General features: G+C 69.5%; 18 protein-coding genes. 11 read left to right on the top strand and 7 right to left on the bottom strand.

Annotation, left to right across the window (positions count from 1 at the left end):
- Positions 1-9: 9 nt before the first annotated feature.
- Positions 10-933, bottom strand: coding sequence for a proteasome assembly chaperone family protein (locus tag AC1RTC_RS03025; protein WP_493153975.1), 924 nt, complete (start codon positions 931-933; stop codon positions 10-12).
- A gap of 102 nt (positions 934-1,035) precedes the next feature.
- On the opposite strand from AC1RTC_RS03025, the gene AC1RTC_RS03020 reads away from it, so the two are divergent.
- From AC1RTC_RS03020 to sucB, 3 genes are all read left to right on the top strand, one after another.
- Positions 1,036-2,529, top strand: a complete 1,494-nt coding sequence (locus tag AC1RTC_RS03020) for a leucyl aminopeptidase (RefSeq protein WP_493153974.1) — start codon at positions 1,036-1,038, stop codon at positions 2,527-2,529.
- A gap of 98 nt (positions 2,530-2,627) precedes the next feature.
- Positions 2,628-4,001, top strand: coding sequence for a dihydrolipoyl dehydrogenase (gene lpdA / locus AC1RTC_RS03015; RefSeq protein ID WP_493153973.1), 1,374 nt, complete (start codon positions 2,628-2,630; stop codon positions 3,999-4,001).
- A 47-nt stretch (positions 4,002-4,048) separates the two neighbouring features.
- Complete coding sequence (gene sucB / locus AC1RTC_RS03010; RefSeq protein WP_493153972.1) at positions 4,049-5,554, top strand: 2-oxoglutarate dehydrogenase, E2 component, dihydrolipoamide succinyltransferase; 1,506 nt, start codon at positions 4,049-4,051, stop codon at positions 5,552-5,554.
- Between the two features lie 10 nt (positions 5,555-5,564).
- On the opposite strand, the gene AC1RTC_RS03005 is transcribed toward sucB, so the two are convergent.
- Positions 5,565-6,839, bottom strand: a complete 1,275-nt coding sequence (locus tag AC1RTC_RS03005; RefSeq protein ID WP_493153971.1) for a protein kinase domain-containing protein — start codon at positions 6,837-6,839, stop codon at positions 5,565-5,567.
- 101 nt (positions 6,840-6,940) lie between these two features.
- On the opposite strand from AC1RTC_RS03005, the gene lipB reads away from it, so the two are divergent.
- From lipB to AC1RTC_RS02990, 3 genes are read left to right on the top strand one after another with little or no spacing between them, the layout of a single operon-like run.
- Positions 6,941-7,567: a lipoyl(octanoyl) transferase LipB gene (lipB, locus tag AC1RTC_RS03000; RefSeq protein ID WP_493153970.1), complete on the top strand. Its 627-nt coding sequence runs from the start codon at positions 6,941-6,943 to the stop codon at positions 7,565-7,567.
- Complete coding sequence (gene lipA / locus AC1RTC_RS02995; RefSeq protein ID WP_493153969.1) at positions 7,564-8,565, top strand: lipoyl synthase; 1,002 nt, start codon at positions 7,564-7,566, stop codon at positions 8,563-8,565. Before lipB ends, lipA begins: the two co-directional genes overlap by 4 nt.
- A gap of 4 nt (positions 8,566-8,569) precedes the next feature.
- A complete protein-coding gene (locus AC1RTC_RS02990) occupies positions 8,570-9,292 on the top strand; it encodes a DUF4191 domain-containing protein (RefSeq protein WP_493153968.1) in 723 nt (240 codons plus the stop codon).
- Positions 9,293-9,427: 135 nt separating this feature from the next.
- On the opposite strand, the gene AC1RTC_RS02985 is transcribed toward AC1RTC_RS02990, so the two are convergent.
- On the bottom strand, positions 9,428-9,832 hold the full coding sequence (locus AC1RTC_RS02985; RefSeq protein ID WP_493153967.1) for an RDD family protein: 405 nt from the start codon (positions 9,830-9,832) through the stop codon (positions 9,428-9,430).
- 130 nt (positions 9,833-9,962) lie between these two features.
- On the opposite strand from AC1RTC_RS02985, the gene glnA reads away from it, so the two are divergent.
- The 4 genes from glnA (at position 9,963) to AC1RTC_RS02965 (ending at position 12,735) form a co-directional block, all read left to right on the top strand.
- Positions 9,963-11,387: a type I glutamate--ammonia ligase gene (glnA, locus tag AC1RTC_RS02980; protein ID WP_493153966.1), complete on the top strand. Its 1,425-nt coding sequence runs from the start codon at positions 9,963-9,965 to the stop codon at positions 11,385-11,387.
- Positions 11,388-11,560: 173 nt separating this feature from the next.
- Positions 11,561-11,884, top strand: a complete 324-nt coding sequence (locus tag AC1RTC_RS02975; RefSeq protein ID WP_493153965.1) for a TfoX/Sxy family protein — start codon at positions 11,561-11,563, stop codon at positions 11,882-11,884.
- A gap of 17 nt (positions 11,885-11,901) precedes the next feature.
- Positions 11,902-12,318 (top strand): helix-turn-helix transcriptional regulator, encoded by a 417-nt coding sequence (locus AC1RTC_RS02970; protein WP_493153964.1) that lies wholly within the window; start codon positions 11,902-11,904, stop codon positions 12,316-12,318.
- Positions 12,319-12,336: 18 nt separating this feature from the next.
- On the top strand, positions 12,337-12,735 hold the full coding sequence (locus tag AC1RTC_RS02965; protein ID WP_493153963.1) for a VOC family protein: 399 nt from the start codon (positions 12,337-12,339) through the stop codon (positions 12,733-12,735).
- Positions 12,736-12,840: 105 nt separating this feature from the next.
- On the opposite strand, the gene AC1RTC_RS02960 is transcribed toward AC1RTC_RS02965, so the two are convergent.
- The 4 genes from AC1RTC_RS02960 to AC1RTC_RS02945 form a co-directional block, all read right to left on the bottom strand.
- A complete protein-coding gene (locus AC1RTC_RS02960; RefSeq protein ID WP_493153962.1) occupies positions 12,841-13,224 on the bottom strand; it encodes a nitroreductase family deazaflavin-dependent oxidoreductase in 384 nt (127 codons plus the stop codon).
- Positions 13,225-13,279: 55 nt separating this feature from the next.
- The gene (locus AC1RTC_RS02955; RefSeq protein WP_493153961.1) at positions 13,280-13,825 is read right to left on the bottom strand and encodes an HD domain-containing protein; all 546 of its coding nucleotides are present in this window, start codon (positions 13,823-13,825) and stop codon (positions 13,280-13,282) included.
- 67 nt (positions 13,826-13,892) lie between these two features.
- Positions 13,893-16,766 carry a bifunctional [glutamine synthetase] adenylyltransferase/[glutamine synthetase]-adenylyl-L-tyrosine phosphorylase gene (locus tag AC1RTC_RS02950; protein WP_493153960.1) on the bottom strand — a complete coding sequence of 958 codons (2,874 nt, stop codon included), beginning with the start codon at positions 16,764-16,766 and terminating at the stop codon, positions 13,893-13,895.
- 5 nt (positions 16,767-16,771) lie between these two features.
- Positions 16,772-18,109: a glutamine synthetase family protein gene (locus AC1RTC_RS02945; RefSeq protein ID WP_493153959.1), complete on the bottom strand. Its 1,338-nt coding sequence runs from the start codon at positions 18,107-18,109 to the stop codon at positions 16,772-16,774.
- A gap of 59 nt (positions 18,110-18,168) precedes the next feature.
- Between AC1RTC_RS02945 and panB the strand changes: the two genes are divergently transcribed.
- On the top strand, positions 18,169-19,008 hold the full coding sequence (panB, locus tag AC1RTC_RS02940) for a 3-methyl-2-oxobutanoate hydroxymethyltransferase (RefSeq protein WP_493153958.1): 840 nt from the start codon (positions 18,169-18,171) through the stop codon (positions 19,006-19,008).
- The last annotated feature ends 77 nt before the right edge of the window (positions 19,009-19,085 follow it).

Raw genomic sequence — 19,085 nt, 5'->3', positions numbered from 1 at the left:
ACGGCTCGTTCAGGCGATCGGATCCTCGTCGCCGGTGCGGCGCGTGGCCAGGAAGTTCTGCAGCTCAGCGGCGATCTCGTCGGCGGTCGGCAGCTCGCCGTCCTCGTCGGTCAGGGGCGAGCGCAGCGGGTTGTCCTGCATGTAGCTGTCGTGGCGCACCTCGAGCGTGCCGACGAGCTTCGCGAGCTCCTGGTTGTTCTCGACCTGCCCGTCGATCTTCGTCAGGAAGTCCCGGCCGTCCTCGCGGAGCTGGTCCGTGGGGAAGATCAGCCCGGTCGCGGCGCTCACGCTCTCGAGGGCGGTGACGGCCGCAGCGGGGTACTCCGTGTCGGCGAGGTAGTGCGGGATCAGCAGCACGAACCCGGCGTTGGGGTGCCCCAGCTCCTGCAGGCGGTACTCGAGCAGGTGCAGTGCATTGGCGGGCACCTGGGTGCGCGGCTTCCAGACCGACATCGCGTCGATCAGCTCCGTGCGGTTGCCGCTCACCGTGACACCGATAGGGCGCGTGTGCGGCACGGGCATCGGGATGGCGTGCACCCACGTCGTCGCCTTCACCTGGAAGCGCTCGATGAGGCCGAGCACCGCGGTCGTGAAGCGCTGCCACTGGAAGTCGGGCTCGTAACCGGTGAGGAGCAGGAACGGCTGCTTGAGCTCATCCCGCACCAGGTAGAGGTTGAGGGACTGCGGACGGTAGTCACTCAGGTGGTCCTGGTCGAAGTAGATGGTCGGCCTGCGAGCGCGGTAGTCGAGCAGCTCGTCGCTGTCGAACTCGGCGACAACCTCGTGCTCCAGCGTGTCGAGCAGGTACTCGCTGACCTGCGTGACCGCACTGCCGGCGTCGGCGAATCCCGTCAGCGCGGCGACCAGATTCAGTCCGCGCGGAACCGCGTCCGCCTCAGCAGAGAGTTCGTACAAGCCGTCCGGGTCGCGCATGTTTCAACACTAATCCCGGGGTTCGGCGCAATCGGGGCAAATGGGCCTTCGGGCATCATGCCCACAGCGAACACGCCCAGCGCGGCTGGCTACGATGGCGGGATGACCGTCCCCTCGCTCTCCACCTCCTCCCAGCCGCTTCTCGAGATCGAGGGGGACGTGCTCGTCCTCGGCGTCCGCAAGACCGACGAGGGGCCGCAGCTCGCGAACGAGGACCCGTCCTTCACCGACCTCCAGCTCGCCCTCGAGGCGATCGGCGTCACCGGCGCGCAGGACGAGGTGCGCCGCCTTCCGGGCACGCACGGCGCGACCGAGAGCATCGCACTCGTGGGCCTCGGGCAGGGAGACGTCACCCCGCACGACCTCCGCTACGCGGCCGGGTCCGCCACCCGCCAGCTGCGCGGCATCCAGTCCCTCGTCTTCGGCCTGCCCACGACCTCGGAGGAGGACGTGCTCGCGGTGCTCGAGGGCGCCGCGCTCGGGGCGTACGCGTACACCGAGTACCGGGCATCCAGCCTCGAGGCGACCAAGCTGCCCGCCACCGCCATCATCGTGGCGACGGATGCCCAGTCCGATGCCCTCATCGAGCGGGCCACCGTGGCCGCCGAGGCGGTGCACAGTGTGCGCGACCTCGTGAACGCCCCGCCGAACGACCTGTACCCGGAAGCGCTCGCCGACGCCGCAGTCGCACTCGCGGAGGGCGTCGACGTGACCGTCGAGGTGCTCGCGGACGCGGAGCTGCGGGCTGGCGGGTACGGCGGCATCCTCGGGGTGGGCCAGGGCTCGGCCCGGGGCCCGCGCCTGGTGAAGGTCAGCTACTCCCCCGCCGGGGCGGCGAAGCACATCGCCCTCGTCGGCAAGGGCATCACCTTCGACACGGGCGGCCTGTCGCTCAAGCCGCCGGCCTCCATGATCGGGATGAAGTACGACATGACGGGGGCCGCCACCGTGCTGGCGGTCACGCTCGCCGCCGCGAAGCTCGCCCTCCCGGTGCGCGTGACGGCGTGGCTGTGCATCGCCGAGAACATGCCGGGCGGTGCCGCGCTCCGGCCGAACGACGTCATCCGGATCTACGGCGGCAAGACCGTCGAGGTGCTCAACACCGACGCCGAGGGCCGCCTGGTCATGGCCGACGGCCTCGTGGCCGCGAGCGAGGAGGAGCCGGACGCCATCATCGACGTGGCGACGCTCACCGGCGCGGCATCCATCGCCATGGGCACCCGCTACGTCGGCACGATGGGCGACGCCGAGCTCGCCCAGAGGGTCGTCGCCGCGGGCAACCGCGTCGGCGAGACGCTGTGGCACATGCCCATCTCCCCCGACCTGCGGCCGCTCCTGGCCTCCGACATCGCCGACATCGCGAACATCAAGCCCGGCAACACCGCGGGCGGCATGATGATCGCGGCCGCGTTCCTCCGCGATTTCATCGGCACCACCGGGGAGGGCGACGAGAAGCGCACCATCCCGTGGGCGCATCTGGACATCGCCGGGCCTGCCAACAACGGCGGCGCGGGGTGGGGATTCACCGGCAAAGGACCGACCGGAGTATCCGTCCGCGCGTTGATCGAGCTGGCCGAGGAATATAGCCGCTCGTAGTAAGGTTTTTGAGGCGGGTTTCTTCCGCCCCAATCCGGTCGCCCACCACACATCCTTGGCGTGCCGGTGCACAAATCCTTACAGAGGAGTTGCTGGGATTGTCTGAGCACACGTTTGACCTTGTCGTTCTCGGTGGCGGAAGTGGTGGGTACGCCGCAGCGCTGCGTGCAAGCCAGCTCGGCATGACCGTCGGCCTCATCGAAAAGGGCAAGGTGGGCGGCACCTGCCTCCACGTCGGGTGCATCCCGACGAAGGCCCTGCTGCACGCCGCGGAGGTCGCGGATGTCACGCGCGAGTCCGCCAAGTACGGCGTGACCTCGACGTTCGGCGGAGTCGACATCGCCGGAGTCACTGCCTACCGCCAGGAGGTCGTCTCCAGCAAGTACAAGGGCCTGCAGGGCCTGATCAAGGCCCGCGGCATCACCACCATCGAGGGCGAGGGCAAGCTCGTGTCCCCCACGACGGTGCAGGTCGGCGACGAGACGATCATCGGCAAGAACGTCGTCCTCGCGACGGGCTCCTACTCCCGCTCCCTCCCCGGCCTCGAGATCGGCGGACGGGTCATCACCTCCGAGCAGGCCCTCGAGCTCGACTTCGTGCCGAAGAAGGTCGTCGTCCTCGGCGGCGGCGTCATCGGGGTCGAGTTCTCCAGCGTCTGGAAGAGCTGGGGCGCCGAGGTCCAGATCGTCGAGGCGCTTCCGCACCTCGTCCCCAATGAGGACGAGGCGATCAGCAAGCAGTTCGAGCGCGCGTTCCGCAAGCGCGGCATCGAGTTCAGCCTCGGCGTGCGCTTCCAGTCCGTAACGCAGGACGACAAGGGCGTCGTGGTTACCCTCGAGGACGGCAAGACCTTCGAGGGCGAGCTCCTGCTCGTCGCCGTCGGCCGCGGCCCGTCCACCGCGAACCTCGGCTACGAAGAGGTCGGCATCACCATGGACCGCGGGTTCGTCATCACCAACGAGCGCCTCGCCACGAACATCCCCGGCGTCTACGCCGTCGGCGACATCGTGCCCGGCCTCCAGCTCGCGCACCGCGGGTTCCAGCAGGGCATCTTCGTCGCGGAGGAGATCGCCGGGCTCAACCCCGTCGTCATCGAGGATGTCAACATCCCCAAGGTCACGTACAGCGACCCCGAGGTGGCCTCCGTCGGCCTGTCGCAGGCCAAGGCCGTGGAGAAGTACGGCGCCGACAAGATCAGCTCGTACGACTACAACCTCGCCGGAAACGGCAAGAGCCACATCATCGGCACGGCCGGCATCGTCAAGGTGGTCCGCGTCAACGACGGCCCCGTCGTCGGCGTGCACATGATCGGCGCTCGCGTGGGCGAGCTCATCGGTGAAGCACAGCTCGCCGTGAACTGGGAGGCGTACCCCGAGGACATCGCTCCTCTCGTCCACGCCCACCCCACGCAGAACGAGGCGCTCGGCGAGGCATTCCTGTACCTCGCTGGCAAGCCCCTGCACGCGATCTAAGACCACAACTAAACTTTCAGCAGAAGCGTTACTAAGGAGCACCACTGATGAGCGAATCCGTCAACCTTCCGGCACTCGGTGAGAGTGTCACCGAGGGTACGGTTACCCGCTGGCTCAAGAAGGTCGGCGACCGAGTAGAGGTCGACGAGCCGCTGCTCGAAGTCTCGACCGACAAGGTCGACACCGAGATCCCGTCGCCCGTCGCCGGAGTGATCGAGGCCATCCTCGTCGCGGAGGACGAGACCGTCGAGGTCGGCACCGCCCTCGTCACGATCGGTGACGGATCGGGCGCAGCGGAGGCGCCCGCCCCCGCTGCTGAGGCTCCCGCGGCTGAGGCTCCTGCGGCTCCGGCTCCTGAGGCCCCCGCCGCTCCCGCCGAGCCGGCACCGGCAGCCCCCGTGGCCGAGGTCCCCTCTACGGATGCTCCCGCTCCTGCCGAGGAGGCGCCCGCCGCTCCCCCGGCTCCGGCACCCGTCGACCCCGCCCCCGCCACCGCTCCGGCCGGACCGGCCCACACGACGGCTCCGGCCCCCGCCGCTGCACCCGTTGCCGCAGCGCCCGTTGCTGCACCCGTTGCCGCCGCGCCCGTTGCCGCTCCGGTCGTCGCCGCAGCTCCGGCACCCGCCGCGGTCGCCCCCGACTCCCACGCGGGGTACGTCACGCCGCTCGTGCGCAAGCTCGCCAACGAGCGCGGCATCGACCTCGGCTCCGTCTCCGGTACCGGCGTCGGCGGCCGCATCCGCAAGCAGGATGTCCTGAGCGCCTCGTCTGCTACCGCAGCCGCAGCCTCCGCCCCGAGCGCCACCGCCGCACCGGCCAAGCAGCTCGAGGTGTCCGCGCTCCGCGGCACCACCGTCGCGATGTCGCGCCTGCGCAAGGTGATCGCCGAGCGCGCCGTCATCTCCATGCAGAGCTCGGCCCAGCTCACCTCCGTGGTCGAGGTGGACGTCACCCTCGTGGCGAACTTCCGCGACCAGGTCAAGGCCGACTTCCAGGCCAAGACCGGCACGAAGCTCTCGTTCCTGCCGTTCTTCGCGCTGGCTGCGGCGGAGGCCCTCCAGGCGTACCCGATCATCAACGCGACTATCGAGGGCGACTCGATCGTCTACCCCGCCCAGGAGAACATCAGCATCGCGGTAGACACCGAGCGCGGACTGCTCACCCCGGTGATCCGCGACGCGGCGACGCTCGATCTCGCCGGATTCGCGACGCAGATCGCCGACCTCGCAGCCCGTACTCGCGACAACAAGCTCAAGCCGGACGAGCTGGCCGGCGGCACGTTCACCCTCACGAACACGGGCTCCCGCGGCGCGCTGTTCGACACGCCGATCGTGTTCCTCCCGCAGTCGGCGATCCTCGGGACCGGCATCGTCGCCAAGAAGCCCGTGGTCGTCAGCGACGCGGGCGGCGACGCGATCGCCATCCGCTCCATGGTCTACCTCGCCCTGAGCTACGACCACCGGATCGTCGACGGCGCCGATGCCGCACGCTTCCTCGTCGCGGTCAAGGACCGCCTCGAGAGCGGCGACTTCGCGTCCAAGCTCGGAATCTGACCAGCAGTCGCTACTCCTCCAGGTAGTCCCTGATACGCCAACCGGCCTCGCCCTTCACCAGAAGGATCGAGGCCGGTTCGCTGTCCGGCCCCAGTGACACGAGCGCCGAGTCCCCCAATCGCTGGACCAGGCGCACGAGCGCGGGGTCGACGTCGATGACGACCGCCGCGGCATCCCCGTCGATCACGGCCGCCACCAGCTCCCGGTCGGCCTCCAGCGCGGATGAGCTCCGCTGCCCGACGTCGTCGAGGCACTCGATCGACAGGTCGCGGATGCACCGGTCGCGCGTCTCGACCAGCACGAGTGCTGCGGCCACCGGATCGTCCTCGACAACGGGACCGGGCTGGGCCACCGACGGCGGTGCTGAAGCGCTCGGGCGGACCGTCGCGGTCGTGGGCTCCTGCGGGATCGCCACGAGTGCGATGACCAGCGCCACGAGCGACGCGCCCGCAACCACCCAGACGGGCCGGCGGACTGCGCCGAGCAGCGTACGGGCGCGGGAGACCAGGTCGGGGCGCGAGGGCTCCGCCGACGGCGGTACGAGCGGCGACGCCGCCGGGATCACGCGGGCGGGGAACGGGACGTAGTCCACCTCCGCGCGGGGGCGAAGGTCGACCGGGAGGGGCTCTGCGAGGTCGAAGAGGGAGTCGGCGAACCCGCGCAGCCACGCACCGGGCGCCGCCTCCGTCCGGGCGCGATGCGCCAGTGCCGACGCCCCCGCGCCCTCCAGCAGCGCGGCCGCCAGGGCGCCGAACGCGAGGATGTCGGCGAGCACGGCCTGCTGTGCCTCCAGCGCTGCCGGGTGCAGGCCCGGCGGGAACAGAGTCGCCCTGCCGAAGCAACTGAGAGCGGGCGAGCCCGAGCCGTCGAACAGGACCGACCCCGGCCCGATGCTTCCGTGCGCCACTCCCGCCTCATGCATCCTCCCAAGGACTGCGGCGAGGGGCGCCAGGATCGTGATGGCCTCGCCGGCCTCGAGGCGGCCGCGGTCGCCGAGCAGGCGGGCGAGGCTCCCCGCCGCGTGCCTGCTCAAGAGGAGGGCAGGAGCCCCGTCCGGGGTCGAGGTGACGTCGAGCACTCTGACGACGTGCTCCCCTGCCGCACGGGAGAGGGCCTCGATCTCCGCGACGATCGACTCGTCGCTCACCGCCGGGCCGTAGACCTTCATGACGGCGGGGTCGAGTTCGGCATCCGGCCGCAGCGGGTGCGCGAGCAGCACCTCCGCCCGCGAGCCCACCCCGATCGTGCGCAGGAGGCGGTAGCCGCCCAGAGTGTCCATGACCACGCGACCAGTGTCGGACCGGCAAAGCATGCCACCGTGGCATCCGGTCGCACTGTGTGCAGGGATGCGCGACCCAACCCCCTGTGGAGGCCTAGACTCGTGGCGTGGTCGACTTTGTCGTCACGGGGCTAAGCGCCAACTCCGTGCCGTATGTCGAAGCCTTAGAGCTTCAACGCGCAACCCATCGTGCCGTCGTCGAGGGCTCTCGCCCCGACACGGTCATGTTCCTCGAGCACCCGTCGGTCTACACCGCGGGCAAGCGCACAGAGGATCACGAGCGGCCCACCGACGGCACGCCCGTCATCGACGTGGACCGCGGCGGCAAGATCACGTGGCACGGCCCGGGGCAGCTGGTCGGGTACCCGATTCTCCGCCTTCCTGAGCCGATCGACGTGGTCGGCTACGTGCGGCGGCTGGAGGGCATCCTGATCGACGCCCTGGCCAGGCTCGGCGTCGACGGCGACCGGGTCGAAGGACGATCGGGCGTGTGGATGCGCGGCACCGACAAGATCGCCGCGATCGGCATCCGCGTGGCCAACGGCGTCACGATGCACGGCTTCTCGCTCAACTGCGACAACTCGTTCGAGGCGTACGACCGCATCGTCGCGTGCGGACTCGCCGACGCGGGGGTGACCTCCCTCTCCCGCGAGCTCGGCCGCGAGGTGACGACCGCGCAGGCGGTGCCGATCGTGCAGGCAGCGTTCATCGACTCGATGGTGGGCATCCGATGAGCCACACGGTGCCGACTCACAACGCCGGTGAGCGCAAGCTCCTCCGCCTCGAGGTGCGCAACGCCTCGACCCCGATCGAGCGCAAGCCCGAGTGGATCAAGACCGTCGCCAAGATGGGCCCCGAGTACCGGCAGCTGCAGGAGCTGGTCAAGGGCGAGAGCCTCCACACGGTGTGCCAGGAGGCGGGATGCCCCAACATCTTCGAGTGCTGGGAAGACCGTGAGGCGACATTCCTCATCGGCGGCAGCCAGTGCACCCGGCGCTGCGACTTCTGCCAGATCGACACCGGCAAGCCCGCCGACTACGACACGGACGAGCCGCGGCGCGTCGCCGAGTCCGTCACGAAGATGAACCTCCGGTACGCCACGGTCACCGGCGTCGCGCGCGACGACCTTCCCGACGAGGGCGCGTGGCTGCACGCGGAGACCGTTCGGCAGATCCACGAGCAGAACCCCGGCACCGGGGTGGAGATCCTCGCCACGGACTTCTCGGGCAACCCCGACCTCCTGGGCGTCGTCTTCGAGTCTCGTCCCGAGGTGTTCGCGCACAATGTCGAGACGGTGCCGCGCATCTTCAAGCGCATCCGTCCGGCGTTCCGCTACGAGCGGTCGCTCGACGTGATCACCCAGGCACGCGCGGCCGGGCTCATCACCAAGTCGAACCTCATCCTCGGAATGGGCGAGGAGCCCCACGAGGTCAGCCAGGCGCTCCGCGACCTGCACGACGCGGGAACCGACATCATCACGATCACGCAGTACCTGCGGCCGACACCGCGGCACCTGCCGGTCGCGCGCTGGGTGAAGCCGCAGGAGTTCGTGGAGTTCAGCGAGGAGGCCGAAGAGATCGGGTTCCTCGGCGTGCTCGCGGGGCCCCTCGTGCGGTCGAGCTACCGGGCCGGGCGGCTGTGGGCGCGCTCCATGATCGCGAAGGGCCGCGAGATCCCCGCGGGCCTTGAGCATCTCGCCGAGAATGTGGAGTTCCGGCAGGCGGTATCCTGAGGGCATGGCACGCACCACGACTACCCCTGCCCCCGCATCGAAAGCTCCGAAGGAGCCCGGGCGCCTGAAGCAGATGGTCCAGGTCTTCACGATGACCATCCGGTACGACAAGAGCGCCCTCGCGTGGCTGATCGGCGGATTCCTGCTGCCCGTTGTCGCGGGCGTCGCCCTCGCGCTGCTGCTCTCGCGCGACCAGATCCTAGGCTTCGTGCTCTACATCATCGCCGGCGTTCTCGGCGGCGTGCTGATCTTCCTGATCATCCTCGGCCGCCGAGCCGAGCGCGCGGCCTACTCGCAGATCGCAGGCCAGCCCGGCGCCGTGGGCGCCGTGCTCAAGAGCTCCCTGCGGCGCGGCTGGACGGCCAGCGAGATGCCCGTCGCCGTGAGCCCCAAGACCCAGGATGCGGTCTACCGCGCCGTGGGCCGCGGCGGTGTGGCCCTCATCGGCGAGGGCCCGAAGTCGCGCACCCAGCCGATGCTCGAGAGCGAGCGCAAGAACGTCTCGCGAATCCTGCCGAACGTCCCCGTCACGTTCCTGTACGTCGGCCCGGACGCGGAGTCCACTCCGCTCTACAAGCTGCCGGTGAAGCTGCGGTCGATCAAGTCGGCACTGCGCAAGCCCGAGATCGTGGCGGTCTCGAACCGCCTCAACTCCCTGGGCCGCAACGGGCTGCCGATCCCCAAGGGCATGGACCCGATGAAGGCGCGGGCTCCGCGACCGCGCTAGTCACCGTCGCGCGATCCGCCCAACGGCGACCGTGCTTGTCCTATCCGCCTAACGGCGACCGCGCTTGTCCGATCCGCCTAACGGCGACCGCGCTTGTCCGATCCGCCTAACGGCGACCGTCATTGTCCTATCCGCCTAGCGGCGGACTAACACCGTCGCGATCAGGCGGTCGTGCATCCCGCGCTGATCGCGGTCCCAGATCACGGCCGGAATCACGAGGCACAGCAGGATCGTGCGCACGAAGGGGCGCCACACACCGAGGTAGCCGCCCGCGATCGGCACCACGCGCATCCCGAGCAGCAGGTGCCCCACGCTGCCGTTGGCCGTGAGCAGGAAGGCGATCTGCGCGACGGCGAAGACGCCGAGCGTGGCCCAGGCGTTGTACGAGAAGAACGCGACCGAGATCAGGATGGCCGTGCCCCAGTCGATCGCGAGCGCGAGAATGCGCCGCCCGGGGCGAGCAACCGAGCGCGGCCCGGACTCCGGAAGCCCGAGGCGCTGCCCCGGCCACGATGACGATGATGCCGGGGTGCTGACCACCTTTAGATCCTACCCAGCGGGGCACGTGTAACCTGCCGGAAACAATAGCGTGACAGTCGCGAAACCCCTTCCCCTTACCCTCGTGGGAGGCCGCGACTGCAGCCGCCCAGCACCAAGCCCAGGAGTACCCATGTTCAAAGACTCTTCCGAGGTCCTGAAGTTCATCAAGGACACCGACGTCAAGTTCCTCGACATCCGCTTCACCGACCTTCCGGGCGTGCAGCAGCACTTCAACATCCCGGCCTCGACCGTCGACGAGGAGTTCTTCTCGGTCGGCCAGCTGTTCGACGGCTCCTCGATCCGCGGCTTCGCGTCGATCCACGAGTCGGACATGCAGCTCATCCCCGACGTGACCACGGCGTACCTCGACCCGTTCCGCACGGAGCGCACGCTCATCATGGTCTTCGACATCTACAACCCCCGCAACGGCGAGATCTACGGCCGTGACCCGCGCCAGGTCGCCAAGAAGGCGGAGAAGTACCTCGCCTCGACCGGCATCGCCGACACCGCGTTCTTCGCCCCCGAGGCCGAGTTCTACATCTTCGACGACGTGCGCTACGAGGTGAAGCAGAACGGCAGCTTCTACTCGGTCGACTCCGAGGAAGGCGCCTGGAACTCCGGCCGCGTCGAAGAGGGCGGCAACCTCGCCAACAAGACCCCCTACAAGGGCGGCTACTTCCCCGTCTCCCCCGTCGACAAGCAGGCCGACCTCCGCGACGACATCAGCCTCAAGCTGATCGACGCCGGCCTCATCCTCGAGCGCGCCCACCACGAGGTCGGCACCGGCGGCCAGGCCGAGATCAACTACCGCTTCGACACGATGGTGCACGCGGCAGACGACATCCTCAAGTTCAAGTACATCGTCAAGAACACCGCTCAGGAGTGGGGCAAGGTCGCGACCTTCATGCCCAAGCCCCTGTTCGGTGACAACGGCTCGGGCATGCACACCCACCAGTCGCTGTGGAACGGCGGCGAGCCGCTCTTCTACGACGAGAAGGGCTACGGCGGCCTGTCGGACATCGCGCGCTGGTACATCGGCGGCCTGCTCAAGCACGCCCCGGCTGTGCTCGCGTTCACGAACCCGACGCTCAACTCCTACCGCCGCCTGGTCCCCGGCTTCGAGGCTCCCGTGAACCTGGTCTACTCGGCCGGCAACCGCTCCGCCTCGATCCGCATCCCGATCACGGGCACCAACCCCAAGGCCAAGCGCATCGAGTTCCGCGCTCCGGATGCCTCGGGCAACCCGTACCTCGCGTTCGCCGCGCAGCTCATGGCGGGCCTCGACGGCATCAAGAACAAGATCGAGCCGCACGAGCCCGTCGACAAGGACCTGTACGAGCTGCCGCCCGAGGAGGCCAAGCTCATCCCGCAGGTTCCCGGCTCGCTCGCCGAGGCCCTGGACGCGCTCGAGGCCGACCACGACTTCCTCACCGAGGGCAACGTGTTCACGCCTGACCTGATCGCGACCTGGATCAACTACAAGCGCACCGCCGAGATCATCCCGGCCGCGCAGCGCCCGCACCCGTTCGAGTACGAGCTGTACTTCTCGGTGTAGTCCGCCACAGCACACGGCACAGGGCCGCTCTCCTTCGGGAGGGCGGCCCTTGTCGTTGCCTGCCCCTGTCCAAAAACGCAGGAGATCCGGCGCTCTGCGGCCGCTGAGTAACCGCAACGGCTCCGGATGCCCGAATCTCCTGCGTTTTCGTCGGCGCGATGTACCCTCGACCCATGATCTCCGAGGACGTGCGCCACCTGCTCGACAGGGTGGAACGACGGCTTCCCGATCTCCCGCTGCAGGAGAAGCCGATGTTCGGGGCGGTCGCGGTGATGCTCGCCGGCGAGATGATCGTCGCCGCCAATAAGGACGGCAGCCTGCTCGTGCGGGTCCGCGCCGAGGAGGACGAGGAGCTGATGGGCCGCCCGGGAACCAGCCGGCTCGTCATGGGCGAGCGCTCCATGAGCGCGGGCTGGATCCGCGTCGCGCCCGAGGCCCTCGTCGACGAGGTGGCCCTCGACTTCTGGATCGCGCGGGCCCTCGCGCGGCGGGCCTGAGCGCTACCCTCGTTCCCATGACCCCCGACGAGATCGCCACGCTGACGCACCTGCGCCGCGCGCGCGACCTCATGGACCGCGAGTACGCCAAACCGCTCGACGTTCCCGCGATGGCGGCGCACGCCTACATGTCTCCCGCCCACTTCTCGCGGCAGTTCAAGGCGGCCTACGGCGAGACGCCGTACGGGTACCTCATGACCCGCCGCATCGAGCGCGCGATGGCACTCCTGCGCGAGGGACTGAGCGTCACGGACGCGTGCATGGCCGTCGGCTGTACATCGCTCGGTTCTTTCAGCTCGCGGTTCACCGAGATCGTCGGCGTGACGCCGAGCGTGTACCGCTCCGGCACGCACGAGGCCGTCATGGCCATGCCGACCCACGTCGCGAAGGCCCAGACGAGACCGAGCAGGAATCGAGAAGTCCCCGTCCGGTAGCCTCCCTAGGCTTGCCGCATGACCATTGCACTCAAGTACGTTAACGTCACCGTCAACGACGTGGACGAAGCACTCGCCTTCTACACCGACGGCCTCGGCATGACAGTCCAGATGGATGTCTCCAACGGCGGTTTCCGCTGGGTGACGGTCGGCAGCGCCGACCAGCCCGGACTCGGTGTCGTCCTCTCCGTGCCCCACGCGGGCCGCTCGCAGGCGGACGGCGACGCACTCCAGGAGCTGCTCACGAAGGGCCAGCTGCCGAGCATCGTCTTCCTCACCGACGACGTGGATGCCGCGTTCGAGCGCCTGCGCGCGCACGGCGCCGAGGTCTACCAGGAGCCCGTCGAGCAGCCCTGGGGCCCGAAGGACTGCGCGTTCCGCGACCCCTCGGGCAACCTAGTGCGCATCTCGGCGTAGCGCCACCGCCTCTGACGAAAACGCAGGAGATTCGAGCATCCGGCCGCCGCCTTTTATCGAAACGGCACGGATGACTCGAATCTCCTGCGTTTTCGGCGCGGCGCCCTAGGGCCTCTCGAGCAGCTTCACGAAGTGGTCGCGGCGCAGGAGCCGCAGGATGCGCCGCTGCCCGGGGGTGAACGCGGCGATGCCCTCGGCGGCGGAGAGCGGCTCCAGCCCTTCGATCACGTGCTCAGTGCCGTGGTACAGGATGCGGCAGCCGTTCGCCGCGACGACGTTGCGGTACCAGTCCACTTCCGGGCCGTAAGTGAGCTCGATCACGAAGCCGCCCTCGATGGGCTGCACGATGATCGGCGTCTCGTACGGCTTGCCGCTCTTGCGCCCCACGTGCTTGACGAGGGCGAACGGGCCGCCCCTACCGCGAGCCGCGCGCGTGGTGACGCGGTTGAGCGTGTGCTTGAGCAGGGTGCCGATGCGCGGGCGGGCCATGGAGCCATTGTCGCGCTGAGCCGGGGGTTTCGATACGACCGCTGGAGCGGCCTACTCAACCCGCCGAACGCACCAGATCGGCGACCCACGATGACGGGCGCGCCTTCTCGGGCTGGCGCAGCGCCTGCTCGACGAGCAGGGCGCCGAGCTCGTGGTCGAGTCCGAGCCGCGGGTACTCGCGCTCGACGGCCGCGCGGGCCTCATCCGGGATGGCCATGCTGAAGAAGTCGGTGCGAATGCCGAGGCGGGTCAGGTGCGGCACGGCGCCGCGGCGCTCCACGATTCCCGGCGAGGTGTGGAGGGCGATCGCCTGCCACACCTGGTCGATCTCCTCGGCCGTGCGGCCGTGCGAGGCGAGAAGGGATGCCGCGGCATCCGCCCCCTCGACCTCGAAGCGCTGCGGCCCGTCGTAGGCGGGCGCCGAGCCCAGGTCGTGCAGGACGCAGGCGGCGAAGAGCAGGTTGGCGTCGTACGAGAGCCCGAGCTTCTCGGCGTGCAGCAGCGCGTACGCGTGCGTGCGGACGCTGTGGTTGAGCACGGAGGGAATCTCGTGGGCGGTGGCAAGGTCGAGCGCGGCCACGGCGAGGGGCGATGAGGTCATGGGCCCATCTTGCCGCGACAGGATGGCAGGAAACCAACGTTGGCAGTTTTTCCGCCAACACTGTCCGTTACCCGTAGAACCGCCGCTCGAACACCTGGCGGGCGAGGCGGGTGATGCGGAGGTAGTCCTCCTCGAACTGCGTGGCGGACCCGGGCGGGTACTCCAGCAGTCGCGCGACGCCGTCGAGCGCCTGCCGGTCGGTCGGGAGCACGTCGGAGGTCTTGGAGGTCCACAGCGTCATCGCCGAGCGGGCGCGGGAGGCGAGCAGCCAGGCGTCGCGCAGCTTCTTCGCGTCCGGCGGGGTGACGAGCTCCTCCCGCTCGGCGGCCGCGAGGGCGCGCAGCGTCGACGTGGTGCGGAGCCCTTCGATGTGGGCGCCGTACTGGAGCTGCAGGAGCTGGACGAACCACTCCACGTCGCTCAGCGAGCCCCGGCCCAGCTTGAGGTGGCGGGCGGGGTCCGCGGCCTGCGGCAGTCGCTCCGCCTCCACGCGCGCCTTGATGCGCTTGACCTCGCGCACGTCCTGCTCGGCGATTGCCACCGGGTACCGCACCTCGTCCGCGATCGCCGTGAACTCCTGCAGAACGCCCACGTCGCCGACGACCGGCCGGGCGCGCAGCAGCGCCTGGGCCTCCCACGTCAGCGACCAGCGCGCGTAGTAGGCGCGGTAGCTCTCGAGCGAGCGCACGATCGCGCCGTTCTTGCCCTCCGGCCGCAGGTTGATGTCGAGGTCGAGCGGGATGCGCAGATCTTCGGTCAGCCGGCTGAGCGCGTGCACGATGACCTCGGCGCGCTGCTGGGCCTCTTCGTCGGATGCCCCGGCCGCCCGGTACACGTACATGACGTCCGTATCCGACCCGAACCCCAGCTCCGAGCCGCCGTAGCGCCCCATCGCCACAATGCCGAACTCGATGCCGTCGCCGAACGTGTGGGCGAGCGAGAGCGCCCCGCTGAGGACCGCGGTCGTGATGTCGGTGAGGGCGAACCCGATCTCGTCGATGGTCGTGACGCCGAGGATCGCGCCCAGGGCGGTCCGCAGCACCTCGCGCCGTCGGGCGGTGCGCAGGGCGAGTGCCGCGGCGGCCTCGTCGCCGTCGTGGCGGGCGAGAGTAGCTGCCGACTCCTCGAGGAGCAGCGGCAGCGGTCGGGGCCGCAGCTCCTCCTCGTTCTCGAGCCAGGCCGCGGCCTCCGGGATCCGCTCGAACAGGTCGGCGACGAACTTCGATCCCGACAGCACGTGCGTGAGCCGCTGCGCAGCGCCGGAGGAGTCGCGGAGCATCCGGAGGAACCAGTACGCCTCGCCCAGGTCGTCGCTCAACCGGCGGAACGCGAGCAGTCCGTGGTCGGGGTCGGCGCCCTCCGCGAACCACTGCAGCATGACCGGGAGCAGATTGCGCTGGATGCTCGCCCGCCGTGACACCCCGCCCGTGAGCGCCGCGATGTGCTTGAGCGCCCCCCGTGGGTCACGGAAGCCGATCGCCGCGAGTCGAGCCTCCGCCTGCTCGCTCGAGAGCGACAGCCCGCCCTCGGGCAGGGCGGCCACGGCCGAGAGGAGCGGGCGGTAGAAGAGCCGCTCGTGGAGGCTGCGCACCGCCTGCTTGGTCCGCTGCCACTGCTCGGTCAGGTCGACGGCGCTCGTGGCGAGGCCGCTCGCACGGGCGAGCACGCGCAGGGCGTCCGGGTCGGTGGGCATGAGGTGGGTGCGGCGCAGCCGCGAGAGTTGGAGGCGGTGCTCGAGCAGCCGGAGGAACCGGTAGTCGCGCGAGAACTCGGCGGCCTCGACGCGGCCGATGTAGCCCTCGACCGCGAGTGCCTCGAGCGCGGGCAGCGTGGCGCGCTGCCGCACGGCGGGGTCCGCCTGCCCGTGGACGAGCTGCAGGAGCTGGATGGTGAACTCCACGTCGCGCAGTCCGCCGGGGCCGAGCTTGAGCTGCACGTCGAGCTCCGAGCTCGGGATGTTGTCGGTCACGCGCTCGCGCATCCGCTGCACGGAGTCGACGAAGCCCTCCCGGGAGGCGCTCGACCACACCTTCGGCGCCAGTGCCTCCACGTACCGCTCCCCCAGCTCGAGGTCGCCGGCGAGCGGCCGCGCCTTGAGCAGCGCCTGGAACTCCCAGCTCTTCGCCCAGCGGTCGTAGTACGCCAGGTGCGACTCGAGGGTGCGCACGAGCGCGCCGTCCTTGCCCTCGGGGCGGAGGTTGGCATCGACCTCCCACAGGCCGGGCTCGGTGGCGAGCTCGTTGATGCCCTTCATGACGAGCATCGCGAGCCTGGTGGCGACGTCCACGCTGCCCTCGGCCACGAAGATCACGTCGACGTCGGAGAGGTAGTTCAGCTCGCGCGCGCCCGCCTTGCCCATGCCGATGATGGCGAGGCGGGTGTCGCCCTCGGGGTCGGGCACCGTCCGCCGGGCGACGTCGAGGGCGGCGTCCAGGGCGGCACCGGCGAGATCGGCGAGGGCCGCCGCCACCGTGGAGACGGCGGCGAGCGGGTCGGGCTGCGCGAGGTCCCAGGACGTGAGCATCGCGAGGTGCCGGCGGTACCGCACACGGAGCGCGACCCAGGCCTCGTCGGCGAGGAGGCCGTCCACGACAGAGAGCAGGTCGGCGCCGTACTGCTCGGGGGTGGGGGGCACGGTCAGCGGCGTCGTGAGAGAGGCGAGCTCGGTGGGGTGCCGCTCGAAGAACTGGCCGAGGCCGCTCGACGCTCCCAGCACCTGGATGAGTCGCGCCGTGGCATCCGGGCCCAGCTTCGCCACCTGCGCCGGCGCACTCTCGCGCAGCGAGACCAGCAGCCGCAGCGCCTGGTCGGGGTCTGCCGCGGAGGCGAAGAACGGCACCAGGTCGGGCGCGTCGAGCTCCGTCAGGCGCGCGCTGCTCTCCCCCAGCTCGGCGAAGCCGAGCCGCGCGAGTTCAGTCAGCGTTGTCTGATTGCGGGACATGAGTGCTAGAGGATCTCGAGGTTGCTCTCCAGCTCGTACGGAGTGACCTGCGCGCGGTACTCCTTCCACTCGAGCCGCTTGTTCAGCAGCACGTAGTTGAACACCTGCTCGCCGAGCGTCTCGGCGACCAGCTCGGAGTCCTCCATGATCGAGACAGCGTGGTCGAGGGATGCCGGCAGCTGGTTGTAGCCCAGCGCGCGGCGCTCGGCGTCCGACAGCTCCCAGACGTTGTCCTCGGCCTCGGGCGGAAGCTCGTAGCCCTCCTCGATGCCCTTGAGGCCGGCGGCCAGCAGGAGCGAGAAGGTGAGGTACGGGTTCGCCGCGGAGTCGATCGCACGGTACTCGACGCGCGCGCTCTGGCCCTTGTTCGGCTTGTAGAGCGGGACGCGGACGAGGGCCGAGCGGTTGTTGTGGCCCCAGGTGACGAAGCTCGGAGCCTCGTCGCCGCCCCAGAGTCGCTTGTAGGAGTTGACGAACTGGTTAGTCACGGCCGTGATCTCGGGCGCGTGCGTGAGCAGGCCCGCGACGAACTGGCGGCCGATCTTGGAGAGCTGGTAGTGGCCGGAGGCGTCGAAGAACGCGTTGCTGTCGCCCTCGAAGAGAGACATGTGCGTGTGCATCCCGGAGCCGGGCTGCCCCGAGAGCGGCTTCGGCATGAACGTCGCGTAGACGCCCTGCTCGATGGCGACCTCTTTGATCACCGTGCGGAACGTCATGATGTTGTCGGCAGTCGTCAGCGCGTCCGCGTAGCGCAGGTCGATCTCGTTCTGGCCCGGGCCGGCCTCGTGGTGGCTGAACTCCACCGAGATGCCAAGGTCTTCGAGCATGCGCACCGAGCGACGGCGGAAGTCGTGGGCGGTGCCGCCGGGCACGTTGTCGAAGAAGCCTGCCGAGTCGACCGGCTCGGGCCGCCCGCCCTTGAGCTTCGACGACTTGAGGAGGTAGAACTCGATCTCCGGGTGCGTGTAGAACGTGAATCCGCGGTCCGCCGCCTTGGCGAGCGAGCGCTTGAGAACATTGCGGGGGTCGGATGCCGCGGGCTGGCCGTCCGGCGTCGTGATGTCGCAGAACATCCGCGCGGTCGGGTCGATCTCCCCGCGCCACGGCAGGATCTGGAAGGTCGTCGGGTCCGGGTGGGCGAGCATGTCGGCCTCGTACGCGCGGGTGAATCCCTCGATCGCCGACCCGTCGAAACCGAGGCCCTCGGCGAACGCGCCCTCGACCTCGGCCGGGGCGATCGCGACGCTCTTCAGCGTGCCCACGACGTCCGTGAACCAGAGGCGGATGAACTTGATGCCCCGCTCTTCGATCGTGCGAAGAACGAAGTCGCGCTGCTTGTCCATCAAGCTCCTCTGTCGGGCGGTTACGGCACTGACAAGGTTACCGGTCATAGACTCGCACTATGAGCGACACCGCCGCCGCAGCGGCAGCACAGGCCAATCTCAAGCGCGTTCGCACCAGGCACTTCCAGAGTGCCAAGGAGAACGGCATCAAGATCACCGGGCTCACGAGCTACGACCAGCTCACCGCCGGGATCTTCGACGAGGCGGGCATCGACTTCCTCCTCGTGGGCGACTCGGCCGGCAACAACGTGTACGGCTACGACACGACCCTGCCGGTCTCGATCGACGACCTCATCCCGCTCGCCCGCGCTGTCGCGGGCGCCGTGTCGCGCGCGTTCGTCGTCGCCGACATGCCGTTCGGCTCGTATGAGACAGGGCCGGATGAGGCTCTCCACACCGCATTCCGCTTCATGAAGGAGACCGGCGCGCACGCCGTCAAGCTCGAGGGCGGCGTCCGCAGTGCGGAGCAGATCCGCCGCATCGTCTCGGCCGGGATCCCCCTCATGGCGCACATCGGCTTCACGCCGCAGAGTGAGCACGGGCTCGGCGGTCACGTCATCCAGGGCCGCGGCGAGGGGCTCGACCAGCTGCTCGCCGACGCGCACGCCGTCGAGGACGCGGGAGCTTTCGCCGTCGTTCTCGAGATGGTGCCGGCGGAGGCCGCGAAGCGCGTGACCGAGGAGCTGCGCATCCCGACCATCGGGGTCGGCGCGGGCCCGCACGTCGACGGCCAGCTGCTGGTGTGGACCGACTGGGCGGGCTTCACCAAGGGCCGCATCCCGAAGTTCGTGAAGCAGTACGCGAACCTGCGCCAGAACCTCACTGACGCCGTTACCGCCTACCGCGGCGACGTGGCCGACGGCTCTTACCCCGGTCCCGAGCACTCGTACGAGGGCTGAGGTAGCCGCCGCGCCGTCGACAACGACACCAAGGTGCGCGCCCATCGACGCGATGGGCCTCATCGCGCGGCTGCGGG

It is taken from the genome of Rhodoglobus sp. GW821-FHT12B09, assembly GCF_058809925.1.
Note: the sequence above shows the minus strand (reverse complement) of the source record. Positions and strands in the feature narration are given on the sequence as shown.